At 62.6% G+C, this 14,555-nt stretch carries 11 protein-coding genes; 6 read left to right on the top strand and 5 right to left on the bottom strand.

The genetic code is table 11. The annotated features are described in order from the left end of the window. Positions 1-7: 7 nt before the first annotated feature. A complete protein-coding gene (locus tag ACOGXA_RS02720) occupies positions 8-592 on the top strand; it encodes a VOC family protein (protein WP_419925752.1) in 585 nt (194 codons plus the stop codon). Between the two features lie 4 nt (positions 593-596). Here ACOGXA_RS02720 and ACOGXA_RS02715 read toward each other — a convergent pair whose 3' ends face one another. Beyond that, entirely contained in the window at positions 597-2,237 is a 1,641-nt protein-coding gene (locus ACOGXA_RS02715) for an AMP-binding protein (protein WP_419925751.1), read from the bottom strand. A gap of 244 nt (positions 2,238-2,481) precedes the next feature. Between ACOGXA_RS02715 and ACOGXA_RS02710 the strand changes: the two genes are divergently transcribed. From ACOGXA_RS02710 to ACOGXA_RS02690, 5 genes are all read left to right on the top strand, one after another. After that, entirely contained in the window at positions 2,482-3,996 is a 1,515-nt protein-coding gene (locus tag ACOGXA_RS02710) for a 4Fe-4S dicluster domain-containing protein (protein ID WP_419925750.1), read from the top strand. 14 nt (positions 3,997-4,010) lie between these two features. Next, the gene (locus tag ACOGXA_RS02705; RefSeq protein ID WP_419925749.1) at positions 4,011-6,824 is read left to right on the top strand and encodes a molybdopterin dinucleotide binding domain-containing protein; all 2,814 of its coding nucleotides are present in this window, start codon (positions 4,011-4,013) and stop codon (positions 6,822-6,824) included. Between the two features lie 138 nt (positions 6,825-6,962). After that, positions 6,963-8,111, top strand: coding sequence for an ATP-binding protein (locus tag ACOGXA_RS02700; RefSeq protein ID WP_419925748.1), 1,149 nt, complete (start codon positions 6,963-6,965; stop codon positions 8,109-8,111). 55 nt (positions 8,112-8,166) lie between these two features. Further along, positions 8,167-8,385 (top strand): FitA-like ribbon-helix-helix domain-containing protein, encoded by a 219-nt coding sequence (locus tag ACOGXA_RS02695; protein WP_419925747.1) that lies wholly within the window; start codon positions 8,167-8,169, stop codon positions 8,383-8,385. A gap of 22 nt (positions 8,386-8,407) precedes the next feature. Then, positions 8,408-8,749: a hypothetical protein gene (locus tag ACOGXA_RS02690; protein ID WP_419925746.1), complete on the top strand. Its 342-nt coding sequence runs from the start codon at positions 8,408-8,410 to the stop codon at positions 8,747-8,749. A gap of 18 nt (positions 8,750-8,767) precedes the next feature. Here ACOGXA_RS02690 and ACOGXA_RS02685 read toward each other — a convergent pair whose 3' ends face one another. The 4 genes from ACOGXA_RS02685 to dcm all read right to left on the bottom strand — a co-directional run bounded on the left by ACOGXA_RS02685 (position 8,768) and on the right by dcm (position 14,454). Then, positions 8,768-9,556, bottom strand: coding sequence for a hypothetical protein (locus ACOGXA_RS02685; RefSeq protein ID WP_419925745.1), 789 nt, complete (start codon positions 9,554-9,556; stop codon positions 8,768-8,770). Between the two features lie 292 nt (positions 9,557-9,848). After that, positions 9,849-10,994, bottom strand: a complete 1,146-nt coding sequence (locus ACOGXA_RS02680; protein WP_419925744.1) for a PP_RS20740 family protein — start codon at positions 10,992-10,994, stop codon at positions 9,849-9,851. Beyond that, entirely contained in the window at positions 10,991-12,949 is a 1,959-nt protein-coding gene (locus ACOGXA_RS02675) for an ATP-binding protein (protein ID WP_419925743.1), read from the bottom strand. Before ACOGXA_RS02675 ends, ACOGXA_RS02680 begins: the two co-directional genes overlap by 4 nt. Next, a complete protein-coding gene (gene dcm, locus ACOGXA_RS02670) occupies positions 12,946-14,454 on the bottom strand; it encodes a DNA (cytosine-5-)-methyltransferase (protein ID WP_419925742.1) in 1,509 nt (502 codons plus the stop codon). The genes ACOGXA_RS02675 and dcm overlap by 4 nt, the downstream gene beginning before the upstream one ends. Between the last annotated feature and the right edge of the window lie 101 nt (positions 14,455-14,555).

The raw sequence follows: 14,555 nt of genomic DNA, 5'->3' as shown, positions 1-14,555 counted from the left end.
GTCGGCCATGGGCTGGAGAACAATGGGCGAGGCCGGATATCCGGCCGGTTTGGACTCGAACCCGGCGGTGTCGCCCCGCATTCAACGCTGGGACCACATCGGCATCGCGGTGCGCTCCATCGAGGCTGCCGTGCCGCTGTTTCGAGATGTGTTCGGCGGGCAGTTCGTGATGGGAGCCGACGATATGCCGCTGGATATCCGCACCGCCATGTTCAAACTGCCCGACACCGTGAAGGTGGAGTTGCTGGAGCCGCTGAACGAGCAGAGCTACCTGCGCCGTTTCATCGACAAGCATGGGGAGGGCTTTCACCACGTGACCATCTTCGTGGACGACGTGGAGGCGACCATCGCCGACTTGGAGGCCACCGGCTATGAGGTGGTCGACACCGATCTGAGCGAGCCGCACTGGCGGGAGACCTATGTGCGTCCCAAGTCAGGACACGGCTGCCTGTTCCAGATCGTGGACTCCGAGATCGACTGGCTCGAGCCCCACCCGCGCTGCACGGTTGAGGATGTGATTGCCGGCAAGTGGCGCTGGTGGAGGAGCCAAATCTGGCACGTCGACCAGCTACCTGAGGGTTACGCGGAGTAGAGGCTCACAGCCCCAATTCGGCTTGGAGTTTGTCGGCTAGGCGGAATTTTTGGATCTTGGTGGCGGACATGGGCCATTCGTTGGGGGCGACGAATTGGACGTGTCGGGGGATCTTGAAGCTGGCGATCTGGCCTCGGCAGAACTCAATAAGCTCTTCCTCGCTGGCCTCCGCGCCTGGCTTGAGCTCGACGAAAGCGGCCGGAATCTCCTGGTATTTCTCGTCGGGCAATGGGACCACCTGGGCGATGGCCACCGCCGGGTGGGTTTGGAGGTAGCTCTCGATCTCCACCGCGGCCACGTTCTCCCCGCCCACCTTGAGCATGTCCTTGGTGCGGCCCAGGTAGCTGATGCGCCCGTCGGGGTCGAGCGAGCCGATGTCGCCGGTGAAGAACCAGCCCTCGTCGTCGAAACACTCGGCGTTCTTCTCCGGGTCTTTGTGATAGCCCTCGAACACGTTGTAGCCCCGCACCCAGATCTCGCCCGCTTGGTGGGGCTCGGTGAGGGTTTCTCTGGTCTCGAGGTCTTTGATCTTTACTTCGATGCCCCGGAACGGGCGGCCTGACGACACTGCCCATGTTTCCGGCGGATCGTCGGGGCCCGAGAAGGCCACCACTCCGCCGCACTCGGTGAGTCCGTAGGCGTTCATGTGGCGGGCCCAGGGAAGCAGGGCGTGGATGGCCCGCAGGGCGTCGGGGGGCGCCACGTTGTTCACCAGCCGGATGCGCTGGAACTCGTCGGAGTCCCAGTCGGGGTGGTTGATCATGGCCTGGGTGACCGGTGGGAAGGTGGAGAAGCAAACCGTGGCCTTCTCGTCTCGCATCTGGGCGATGGCCGAGGCCGGGTCGAAGTGGGTGATGGTGACGTAGGACGATCCAGCGTCCAAGCAGCCGATGAGCGGGAGGATCGAGCTCATGTGGAACAGGGGGAGCGGATCCCAGAACACGTCGGCGTCGGTCAGCTCGAACCGGGTCCGACAGGCGGTGACGGCAGTGCGCACCAGCGATTCGTGGTTCAGGGGGCAGCCCTTGGGCTCGGCGGTGGTGCCTGAGGTGTAGATCATCAGGGCCTCATCCCGGATGGCCACCTGGCTGCGGAGCAGTTCCACCTCGTCGTCGGAGCCATCGGCGGCGAGGGCCTCGAATGCGGCCCGGTCCACCATCCCGGCGGGGGAGGTGCTGCCCAACAGCACCACCGCCTTCAACTCGGGAGCAGCGTCGAGATCGAGATTGGCCGGGTCGGGGGCGTCGGCCAAGCCGGGCAGGCAGTCGTGGAGGATCACCACATAGTCGGTGAACTGGTCGATGATGTCGCTGGTGACCAGCACCTTCAGGTCGGCGTTCTCGGTGACGTAGGCCAGCTCCCGGCCCTTGAACCGGGCATTGATGGGAACCGGGACCGCGCCGATGAGGGAGGCGCCGAACATCACCTCGATGAAGTCCATGCAGTTGGGCATGAGGATGCCCACCCGATCCTTGGGCCGCACTCCCAGCGCGAGCAGCGACCGGGCCGACCGCCGGGCCGCCTGCTCCAGGGAATCGAAGCTGTGCCGGGTGTCGGGGAACACCACCGCATCGTTGTCCCCATACAGCGCCGACCCCCGCACCACGAGGTCGCCGTAAGTTGTGAAATCAATCCACTCGCTCATTCCGGTAGCTTTCCACGCCCGAAAGGACCCCGACGAAAAGTTCCCAACTTGCCTCATCCGTATGCCATGACTGCTGGCGTATATAAGCTCTCTCTTTTGTTGTGTTATCTAACTCACCTCGAGTCGGGCGGCGGCTACACCGTGCCCCGCGATCCCAAGCACACCTTCGACCGCCTGTGGAACTGCTGGGCGCGGGCACCCATCGACTCTCCCACAAGCCCGACATGAGCACGGAAGGGTCGGCGTGACCCGACTCGGGTTCCTCCTCGACAGCGAGAGCTGTATCGGGTGCCATGCCTGCACGGTGGCGTGCAAGGCCGAGCACGACGTGCCCCTCGGGGTGAACCGCACTTGGGTGAAGTACATCGAGACCGGCACATTTCCCGACGTCGAGCGGCATTTCTCGGTGATGCGGTGCAACCACTGCGACGATGCGCCCTGCATTTCCATCTGCCCCACCAACGCCTTGTTCCGGGCAGAGAACGGGGTGGTCGACTTCGACGACGCCAACTGCATCGGCTGCAAGGGGTGCATGAACGCCTGTCCCTACGACGCCATCTACATCAATCCCGCTACCAATACGGCCAACAAGTGCAATTTCTGCAACCACCGCATCGAACAGGGCCTCGAGCCGAGCTGCGTGGTGGTATGCCCCACCCACGCCATCAAGGTGGTCGACCTCGACGATCCCGCCGACGAAACCACCCAGATCATCGCTCGGGGCGAGACTGCGGTGCGGGCCCCTGAGCAGAAGACCCTCCCCAAGGTTCACTACCGGGGCGCAGACGCGGCGTCGCTCGACCCGTTGCGCACCGCCATCGCCGGCGACGGGATGATCTGGGCCGACACCACCGCCCATCATCCGACTGCTGAACCCGACAGCCCCGATGTGGTGGCCCGCACCGTCTACACCACGGCCCATCAGATGACGTGGAAGGCGAAGGTGTCGAGCTATCTGGTGACCAAGGCGGTGGCGGCGGGCATGATGGCAGTGGCGGCGCTATTGGTGCTGCTCGGCCACGGCGGCGAGCAGGCCGCGGTGGGTGTGGTGCCCCCGGTGGTGGCGGGAGTCTTCCTGGCTGCGACTGGGGCGTTGCTGGTGGGCGATCTGAAGCGTCCCGAACGCTTCTACTACCTGATCACCCGAGCCAATCCCCGGTCTTGGCTGGTCAAGGGCGCCGTTGTCCTCGGTGCCTTTGCCGCTTTGTGCGCCGCGTGGTTTGTTGCCGGTGTGGGCGGCTCGGTTGGCGCGTTGCAAGTACTGGCCGCGCCGGCCGCGCTGCTGGCTGCGGCCACCGCGGGCTACACCGCCCTCTTGTTCGCCCAGTGCGAGGGGCGCGACCTCTGGCAGTCGCCCTTGGTTCTGCCCACGCTGCTGGCCCAGGCGGCCACCGCCGGCGGTGCCGGCTACGCCGTATTGGAGCTTGCCGTGGACGGCCCCGACCCTGCTGTCGTGCAATGGGTTCTGCTGGCGGGGGCGTCGGCCACCGCAGTGCTCATTGCTGCCGAGGTCTTGGGGCGAGGGACCGTCCATGTGGAGGCGGCGGTGGTGGCGATGACCCGCGGTCAATACGCCCGGCGATTCTGGGGGGGCGGGGTGGTGTTGGGCCTGGTGGTCCCGATTGCCCTGGCCAGCGTCGGCCTGGCCGCCGATTGGGGATCGCTGCCCGCCGCTCTGGCCGGGATCAGCGCGGTGGCGGGCATGTGGTTCTACGAGGACAGCTTCGTGCGGGCGGGGCAGTCCGTCCCGCTGTCGTAGGAGAGCGTCGCCTCGTGAACGAGCTGCACAGCTACCCCCCGCACGAGACTTGGCACGATGTCGTGTCGCTCGACGCCAAGGCCTGGCCCCGCCGGGAGGAGCACCACCACACCCTGGTGCCCACCACCTGTTTCAACTGCGAGGCCGCTTGCGGGCTGCTGTGCCATGTGAACCATGCCACCGGGCGCATAGACCGCATCGAGGGCAACCCCCTGCATCCGGCCAGCCGGGGCCGCAATTGCGCCAAGGGCCCGGCCACGCTCAACCAGATCGACGACCATGAGCGCATCCTGTATCCCTTGCGGCGGACCGGCGAGCGGGGCGGCGGCCACTGGGAGCGGGTGAGCTGGCCCGAGGCCCTCAGCGACATCGGCAGCCGCATCGGCGCCGCCATCGCCGAGGGTCGCCACAACGAGGTCATGTACCACGTGGGCCGCCCCGGCGAGGACGGCTTCGCCGAGCGGGTGCTCCAGTGCTGGGGGATCGACGGCCACAACAGCCACACCAACGTGTGCAGCTCCAACGCCCGCATCGGGTACCAGAGCTGGATGGGCCACGACCGCCCCTCGTCGGATTTCGCCAACGCCGAGGTGATCTTCTTGATCTCGTCGCACTTGGAGGCGGGCCACTACTTCAACCCCCACGCCCAGCGGATCGTCGAGGCCCAGGGCAAGGGGGCGACGGTCATCTGCGTCGACCCCCGGCTGTCCAATACCGGCGCCAAAGCCGACCATTGGCTGCCGGCATGGCCCGGCACCGAGCCCTTCCTGCTTTTGGCCATCGCCCGGCTGCTGGTGCTGAACGGCACATGGGAGGGCGACTTCGTGCGGCGCTGGACCAACTGGGAGGTCTACCTGCGAGAGCGCCACCCGCACCGGCCGGCGGAGTTCGACTCGGTGGGCCCGGCGCTGCTCGACGACTATGCGGCCCACACGCCGGAGGAGGCCGAGCGGGTTTGCGGTGTGCCCGCGGCCCAGATCATCGAGATCGCCCGGATCATCGGCGCCCATCCCGCCAAGTTCGCCTCCCACAACTGGCGGGCCGCGGCCGCCGGGAACCTGGGCGGCTGGCAGACGGCCCGGTGCCTGTTCTTCCTCAACGTGCTCACCGGCTCGGTGGGCACCGTGGGGGGCACCACCGGCAACGGCTGGAACAAGTACAAGGCGCCCCATCCGCCGGGCGCCCCGCCCTTCGAGCAGTGGAACGAGCTGAGCTGGCCGCGGGAGTACCCGCTGGCCCACCACGAGATGTCGATCCTCTTGCCCCATTTCCTGGCCGAGGGCCGGGGCCGACTCGAGGTGTACTTCAGCCGGGTGTACAACCCGGTGTGGACCAACCCCGACGGCTTCAGCTGGCTGGAGGCCCTGAAGGACCCAGACAAGGTGGGCTGCCATGTGGCCCTCACCCCCACCTGGTCGGAGACGGCCGTCTTCGCCGACTACGTGCTGCCCATGGGGGTGGGGGCCGAGCGCCACGATGTGGCCAGCTTCGAGACCCACGCCGGGCGCTGGATCGGTTTCCGCCAGCCGGTGCTGCGCCGCTACGCCGAGATCCGGGGCGACGCGGTGACCAGCGAGTCGCGCACCCACGAGTTCAACCCGGGCGAGGTGTGGGAGGAGAACGAGTTCTTGATCGAGTTGTCGTGGCACATCGACCCCGACGGCGCCATGGGCATCCGCCGCTGGTTCGAGAGCGCCCAGCGCCCCGGCGCGCCGATGAGCGTGGACGAGTACTACGGGGCCATGTTCGCGGCGGTGCCCGGCCTGGCCGAAGACGCCGAAGCAGCCGGCCAAACCCCGTTGGAGTTCATGCGCGACCGGGGCGCCTATGCGCTGGACGGCGACATGTACCTGCCATATGAGCGCGAGGTCGACCCCGCCGAGCTTCAGGACTGCCGCCTCGACGAATCCGGTATCTTCCGCCGCCCAGGCACCCCGGGCTCGTGGTCGGGCTCTGCGGATGACCTGGCCGGCCTGGCCCTGGCCGGCCTCGGGGACGGCTCACCGGCGGTGCAGGTGGATGGCACGCCCAAGGAGGGCTTCCCCACCCCGTCGCGCAAGCTGGAGCTTTATTCTGAGACGCTGGCCGACTGGGGCTGGCCCGAGTACGCCACGCCCACCTGGATTCCGTCCCACGTACACTGGGAGAACCTAGACCTCTCGGGCAACGAGCGCATCTTGTTGCCGACGTTTCGCATCCCGACGCTGATCCACACCCGCTCGGCCAACAGCAAATGGCTGTCCGAGCTCAGCCATCGCCACCCCCTGTGGATCCACCCCTCCGACGCCGAGGCTCTGGGCATCGAGGTGGACGGCCTGGTGCGCATCACCACCCGGATCGGCCACTTCGTGATCGGCGCTTGGCGTACCGAGGGCATCCGCCCCGGGGTGGTGGCGGCCTCGCATCACATGGGCCGCTGGCGGCTTGATTCGCACAGCGGCGGTTCGTGGGCGGGCGGAGATGCCGACATAACCAACGAGGGCACGTTGTGGCGGCTCAGCCGCCGAGGCCGTCCGCACCGCCATGCCAGCGCCGACGACGACACCGAGCGCATCTGGTGGGGCGACACCGGCGTCCACCAGAACCTGGCCTTCTGCGTGCAGCCCGACCCGGTGTCGGGAATGCAGTGCTGGCACCAGCAGGTGCAGGTGGCGCCCGCCCGGCCCGGCGACTCCTACGGCGATGTGGTGGTGGACACCGCCGAGGCCCGCACGGCCTACCAGGAGTGGCTGACCATGACCCGCCCGGCCCCCGGCCCCGGCGGCCTGCGCCGCCCCCTGTGGTACTCCCGCCCGCTCAAGCCCCGCCCGGGCGCTTATGCGCTCTGATGATTTATTTTCGCTGATTCTCATTCATTGGAGGATTGAGGCATGACCCGCATGACCCCCAGCGAAGCCTTCTTGGACAGGAACTGGTAGATCGAAAAATGTATAGGTAGCTAGCACTTTTCGTCTATTTTTGTAGGGATGGTGTACACAAGGTTATTGCCAGTTCCCGAGCGGAGCTTCTTTCTGTTCGGAGTGCGAGGGGTTGGCAAGAGCACCTGGGTGCGTATGATGCTTCCCGACGCAAAGCGCTTCGACCTGCTTGACGAGGCGCTGTTCACCGATCTATTGGGCAATCCAGCGTTGTTCGGGAACCTCTTGTCGGGCGTTGAGCCTGGAGAGTGGATCGTGGTGGACGAAATGCAGCGCATTCCTGCGCTCCTCAATGAGGTCCACCGCCAGATCGAAGAGCGGGGAGTGCGGTTCGCCCTTCTGGGTTCCAGTGCTCGCAAGCTCAAGACTGCCGGCACGAACCTGCTCGCCGGACGGGCAGTTCACAAGGCCATGTACCCGCTTACCCCGACCGAGTTGGGCCGCGATTTCGATTTAGACGCCGCACTCCGCTTCGGCACGATTCCGCTGGTGTGGGCGGCCGGTGATCGCCGGGAAGTCCTGGAGAGCTATACCCAGCTCTATCTTCGCGAGGAGATCAGAGCTGAGGCCGCGGTGCGGAACCTGCCCGGCTTTATTCGGTTCTTACCGGTGGCTGCGATGATGCATGCCCAGGCGGTCAACGTGTCCAGCCTGGCCCGAGACACGGGAGTCGCCCGTCCCACCGTGGCCGGATATCTGGAGGTGTTGGAGGACACTCTGCTCGTAACCCGCTTGGAGGCATTCGAGGCCAAACTCCGGGTGCGAGAACGGAAGCGCCCCAAGCTCTACTGGGTCGACCCGGGGTTGGTGCGGGCGGCTAAGCGTCAGCTCGGCCCGGTCGCCGCCGAAGAGCGAGGCGCTCTGTTGGAGGGATGGGTCTATGGGCTGCTGAGGGCCCACAACGAGAATCAGGAGGTCTTCGATGCAGTCGCCTACTGGTCGCCCACCGAGTCCAACGCCGAAGTCGATTTCGTACTTACCCGCGACGGCGAGCACCTGGCCATCGAAATCAAAGCCGCAGCCCGCTACAACGCCGCGATGCTCAAGGGCCTGCGAGCCATAGCCGCCCTCCCCGGCTTGGCCCGCCGCATCCTCATCTACAACGGCCCCCACGAATTCCAAACCGAAGACGGCATCCATGTCTGGCCCCTCGACCACTTCCACGATGCCCTGGCCTCGGACCGGCTTTGGCCTTAAACTGCCGGTAGCCGTTCAACACGCAACGTTCTACCATTATGGTAGACTTTCTGCCATGGATCTGAATATCAAAGACCTTGACGACAAAGTCGGTCAGAGGTTGCGAGAGCAAGCGGAAGCCGCTGGCCTCTCGGTTCAACAGTATCTGCGGAATGAGCTGACTCGGATTGCAGCACGGCTTTCGCCCGCGGAGTTCACCCGCGGTCGCAAGCCGATGAGCCGGTCGGAGTTCGAGGCGATTCGCGAGCAACTTCGCAGCATCGATGCCTCATAGCATCGTCTGCGACGCTGGAGGAGTGCTGGCCGCGTCTGGAGCGCTTGGAGGAACTGTGCCAGCGAATGCGGAGTTTCTTGCCTTGGATTGGTCAGCAGTAACCGTTGGCCGTTTCCTGTCCACCCGCTTCGAGGGCAATCCCGAGAGAATCCAAGTGGAGATCGGACTCGCTCTATCTGCTGTTCAAGAATGGTTCCCCGTTCGTTCTCTCGTAGCTGAAACCATCTCTCGTGCCGGCCTGGATGCAGTTGATGCCCTGGATTCTTGGTCAGCGCTCATCCTGGCTGAAAACCTTGGTCTCCCTCTGCTCACCGCCTCTGATGAGATGGCCAGCAACCGGATCGAGGTACATCGACCCTGGTAGAAGACGCATGTTGTTGGCTTATACCCGGACATCCAGACCGTAGGCATCACGTCCACCGAGATACTCGCGGTATCGCTCGCCATGGGTTGAAATGAGGTCGTCAAGTTCCGCAAGAGTGGAGTCAGGCACAAGCATCGAACCGGTTCTGAGGGCGTGACGGGCTTCCAGCAGGCCAGCGAGCCCGTAGCTGGTATCCGGCATGAATGTTGCGGACCCAGTGAACCGGCCCACTTGCCGGGTTGTTGAGAGCACGATTTCAGCAATTTCAGCGCTGATCGGCTTGTACCCCTGTTCGTTTGCATCCCGGTACGCTGTGGCTAGCAGCGCAAGGCTCATCTTCTCCAGGGTGTCAGGAGTGAACCAGATTATCGCAGTGCACTTGGCACCCTCGGTCGTGTCCATTGTCGACTGTCCTGCGACTTGGACTCCCTTGAATTCGCCTGACCGTGAGAAGAGAGCTGTTGCGTCTTTCTCGGTGGGGTACCAGTTGCCGGGTTCCACCGACTCAAGCCGGAGCCTGGCTGCTAGCTGGGCGAGCTCCTCGACATTGTCGGGATCGGCGTAGTCTAAGGCTCGCTGAAATGTGTACTCGGGTAGGTTTTCGATCACCGTCATCCAGAAAAAGAAGTGCTCCGACTCGTACATGCGCTCCCCTGAGACACGCCCGACGGGCACGCGGGTGATCCCGGACTCCATCACCGTCACTGCGGGGAGCCGGACTGCTACTTCGGGCATTACCAGGGCTCGTGAGTAGCGGGTCGCCAGTGAAGACGTGGTAGTCGCTGGTGTGAAGGCAGGAGCGGGCATCGGCTGATCCTACGGTTCTCTAGGGGTAACGCGCCGGCTGAGCAGGGGTTTTCCTTGCAATCTGTTCTGCACGTCCAAGCTGGTGACTGGGTGGTTGGAGAGAGGCTCAGATCCAGACAATTGGCTCAAAGGTCAAACAGCACCGTCTGGAACTCAGACTGCGTCAGCCACTCTGCGGTTTTGTCAGATCAAATGGCTGATTTCCATGGACGCAACTTGACGATGCCATGCCCCAGTGATCCCCCGTCAGTTGGGCGGGCGGATAGGGGCAACAAGTTGTGGGCGACGCGTTTCACCGTTGAAGCCAGGATCGGTAGCCCGTCACGTCGTAGCGAGCCTTGGCTAGCAACTCTTGTGTCTCTCCTATTAGTTCATCATGCAATTTCCGGTCGTCATACAGGACCTCGTCGACGTTTATTCGGTTCGTTGAGCGCCTGAGAATGGATTTGGCAATTTCACATTCGTCTAATGGATCCGGCGGGGCTGGCGACAGTGGATCCGGTGATGCTTTGATGACTGGCTGGAAACGTAGAGCAAGCGAGACCAGATCCTCGCATGGGGAATCGGGATTGACCTGGTACCCGTGCACGCTTGCGAGCTCTAGGCGGCTCGTACCCTGAACTTGCATCATCGCCGATAACCACTTCCCGATGGCAACGGTCATGAGATGGAGGAGGTCAGTCGGGCTGCACGTCGCGGGATCAATGGAACTTGCATCCGATTGCAGGATTCGATTGCACGCATCAGCGAATCCTTCGCATTCGGATACGTTCTTGCGGAACCTCCTGATGAGCGTCTCTTCGGCATCGGCATCGAACTCTCCTCGTCCTATTCGCGTTGCAATGAACAGGAGCCACGGAGTGTGGTTTCGAGCTTGAAGGGCCATCACGCGTGACAGCGCATGGTATATCGATGCGTCGTTTTGCGGCGGGTCGGACGCGAGGCCATCGCAGAGGTCGATGTTGATCACGTCGAACGGGCCGAGTTTCTGCACTCGTGACCATGCAATGGATTCCTCGTTACCGATCTGGCGAAAGTCAGTGTGAATCACTTCTGACAAAGGATCGACATCTGGTAGCCGACGTACTTCGTCAAGCGAGACACTCAGTTCGATGTGAGCTGGGTTTCCTGGCTGGGCTTCAGTGTTGAATCCAAGAAAGCGCAGGGGTCGATTGTCAGCACGGCATAGCTCTTCGTGCAAGTATCGCAGGTCGATCAGATCTGTTCCTGGCAGGCCCAGGTAACGAAGCGGAGCCGACGGTTCTCGTTGGCGGTAGATGCGTCGAAGCAACTTTGACAATTGTTTGCGGCGGACAAACTGCTTTCGCGGCTTGTGCCAGGGCTTGAACTCCTTGAGTTCCGGCTGTGTGGGTGAGTATTCGACATCAGAAAATATCTCTGAGGCAAGGTCTTCCTGACCTCCCGACGGGTCGCTCATTGTGCGGAGGCCTCGAGGATTTCTAGTATACCGGCAAGGAGTCGTTCTTGCTGCTGGTCGGTCAATCTTTCCAGGATTCCATATGCGGCCAGAAGCTGGACAATTGCCCGTATTTTCTGCTCGGTTGAATTATCCTGGCGGGTTTTCCGCCTTTCGCTTTCACCGAAGACGGGTTTACGCCTAAATCGGTACGCCCCTGGTTGAGCAGGGATCAGTTTGTCTTCCATGTCGTCGAATTCGACCGGCGGCGGTTCCGCACCCAGGTCGTCAGACTCTTCTCGCCACGCGCGAACGGCCACATCTCTTAGGGCATCCTCCTGCCCGGCTGCGGCGGTCTCCCGGACAGCTTGCCGGATATCAGCCGCTATTCGCTTCTGAATCGTGGCGACACGCCGAAGCGCTGTGTGAAGCCACTTCGTGATGTAGATCACATGTGGATGCGCGTAGTTGAACGACTCACGATCGATGTTCAGAGCAGCTTCAAAGCCTTCTGAGACAAAAATCTCACATGTGATCTGTCTCAGCCGTGTCTGCTCAGATATCTGGTATCGCATAAACGTTGGGTCGAACAGCGTCCCACTCGATCCGTGAACCCGGACTAGAACGCCTTGGTGTTCTGTGGGCGCGATCTTCGGTGCCCACATGAGGTAGACCTCGAACTCAAGCGGGCCGCCGCTGAACTCCTCTAGTACCCCATCGAACTCCTCTCGCACCTGCCCAATAGCGAGAATTGGTTTCTTGACAGCGTGGCTCGTTTCTGGCAGGTCGGTGAAGATCAGAGGACGGGCGAGCTGGAGATCGTCAACAAGAACGTGGAAGTCGCCACCGATTTCGACTGAAGAGCCAATTGACTTTGCCGAAGCCACAGTCTCTTTGTCAGCGAGCGTGAACTCGACCGGAGCCTCTTTGACGGCCTTCGGCAATTCGAAAAGTGAAAGCTGGTCCTGTAAGGGAAGTTCAAAGGGGTTGCCGAAGACGTACGGCGCAGGTATAGCGAGACTGAGTTGCCACACCATGCGCAGGTAATAGTCAAAGATGCGTTCAAGCTGGGGATTAGGGATTCCTTGGTCAACCTGTTGCCACACCGCTTTGACTAGTTTCCCGAAGGCGTCGTCCGGCCCATCATCGCGAGACCACGGAAGACAATCGTAGGCACCACCCTCGCCTTGGAGGGCATCGGCGTCGTCCGGTCGCACCCGTCCAATATGGAATGCCGGTGGCTCGAGATCCCGAGACTCTTCAGGAGCCAGGGCACGGTCAGAATCGATAGCCGCCCAAATGTCGCGGCTCTGGAGTGTGCCGCGGGTCTGATGCCGAATATCAGTCAAGATGATCGTTGTGCCGTGTGATTCGACATCCGCAGCTGGCTCTCGCCAGATGGTCACCCTTCCTGCCTCGTACTCTCCATGTTCGTCTGTTTGCGGTGCGCCCTCATCGGAATATCGTCGCAGCACGACCGATGCGACTGTTCGCCAAGGGTCGCTGGCAGTCTTTGTGATGATCTGGAAGCGGTAGGTTAACTGGGCGACAGAAAATAGGCCGATACCGATCTTGCCGATCAGTCGGCGTCCAGACGGGCTGCATGCGAGGTCGGCGTGATCTGTGACCCCGAGTTCAGCCCCCTCGTGCGTCCGCTTTGCACTGCCACCAATATGATGGAGTAGATGTGCCAGGGCAGCAGGTGTCATGCCTATGCCGTCGTCTTCTACGGTGATTGTCTGAAACCTAGGACGATCAGTTTTGATGACCACTTGTCGCGCGTCGGCGTCGTAGGCGTTGGACACGAGTTCTCGTATCGCTGATCCCGGCTGCCTGTAGATGCCATCGGTCACGCGTGCGAGGACCCGCTCGTCGGTGCGGAGGACGGTGCTTACCGGGGATTCATCAGTACTGCCCTCGATCTCGGCAGCTAGATCGGCGTCGGTCGCCCGCTCTGGGTTCAGTGCCGGACTCACTGCTCTCTCCAGCAGTTGCCATATCCAGCAGCTTCAAGTGATGCCCTCATCTCTTTGGCCATCGCAAGCGCGAGTGGGGGCGGGACGGCGTTAGCCACTTGAAGCGGCTGGCTGGCGCGTGGCCCGCAGAAGAAGTATGAGTCGGGAAATCCTTGTATCCGCGCCGCCTCTCGCACGGTGATCGCCCTGTCCTCTGTGGGATGCACCGGGAGGGCGCGGTGGCCTGCTACGAGCGTCCGTGCAACATCGCTGTCAAGCCGACGGTACGAGATCGGGCCACCCCCTTGAGGAATTGCTTTGATCTTCGCTACGACTTTCGGCGAGTGCTTCATCGCAGTTGAATTCAGTACAACACATCCGTCGGGCAGTTGGAGTCGTTCCGACCCTTCGCCAGAACCAAGACTGGGGAGATCTTTCAACCGTTCGGCCAACGACACCGTCTGCGGCAGACAGTGACCGGAAGCGGCATCACCGGGTGGTGCATGCGTTGGTGGGGGTACCGCCGGCAGAGCGACACCAGGACCCACACCAACGAAGAAGAGACGTCGGCGATTCTGAGGCACCCCGAAATCAGACGCACGCAGGGTGGCCGGCTGCTTCCAGGTGGAATACCCCGCTTTGCGAAGCGACGCCGTAACCCGCTCCGTGTAGGTGACCCCGTTCACGCGGCGGACGCCGGGGACATTCTCGATGAGGACGGACCGCGCTCCAAATTCCCGCGCCAGCCTGCTTACATGCCTGAATAGGAGATTGCGTCGGTCTCCTACAGTTCGTGCACCAGCGGCAGAGTATCCCTGGCAGGGAGGACCGGCAATGACAGCCAGGGGGGTATCCAAGCCTGGCAGCCATTCACGCAGGACCTCCGCGCTGACGTCCTCAACAGCGGCCTCAAGTACGGGAACACCAGGATGGTTCAGCCGGTACGTCTGTGCAGGATGCCGCTCGATCTCGACTGCGACTGCGATGCGAAAACCGGCCTCCTCGAACCCCAACCCCATCGCACCTGCACCTCCGAAGAGATCCAAAACCGCTGTACCTCCAGCCGTCGCGGCAACGGTGGAACGCCCTGTCTCGCAGAATGATATGAGAGGGCAATTCCCGCATTGCGGTGCCGACTCTCGGCACACTGCATGTCCGTGACACACCAGGTTCGCATGCAACCGGTTACTGATTGTCATGGGAGTGGCGGGACCTAGCTCTCGGTGGCCATACCTCTCCAAGGTGTCCTCGGCGACGCCGAGCCGCATAAGCACCCGGAGTGCATCCCTGTCCGCTGCCAAGGGATATGCAGCCGTCAGGCCATCAAGGCAGATGTGCTCATAAAGTACCTCCAGAATCTCATCCACCCGGTCGATGACCGCCTTGGGCGTGGCTGCTCGCTCTATTAGGTCCGACTGTCGATTATCCCGGTGGGCAGGGGTGGCGCATATTTCGAAAGAGAATGTGCCATCCATGCTACGGATGGCAGCGAATCGGGTAGTGCCCATCGCCTCGAATTCTGTCATGCCATGCACATATAATGCACTCATATGAGATTTTACTCCTTTCTACCCATTCCATACCCAGACAAGGGATTCCGATAAGCGACAGAGACGCTGGAGGCACC

This window comes from Candidatus Poriferisocius sp. (assembly GCF_965208475.1).
GTDB lineage: Bacteria > Actinomycetota > Acidimicrobiia > Acidimicrobiales > Bin134 > Poriferisocius.
This window is presented reverse-complemented; position numbering and strand designations above follow the sequence as displayed.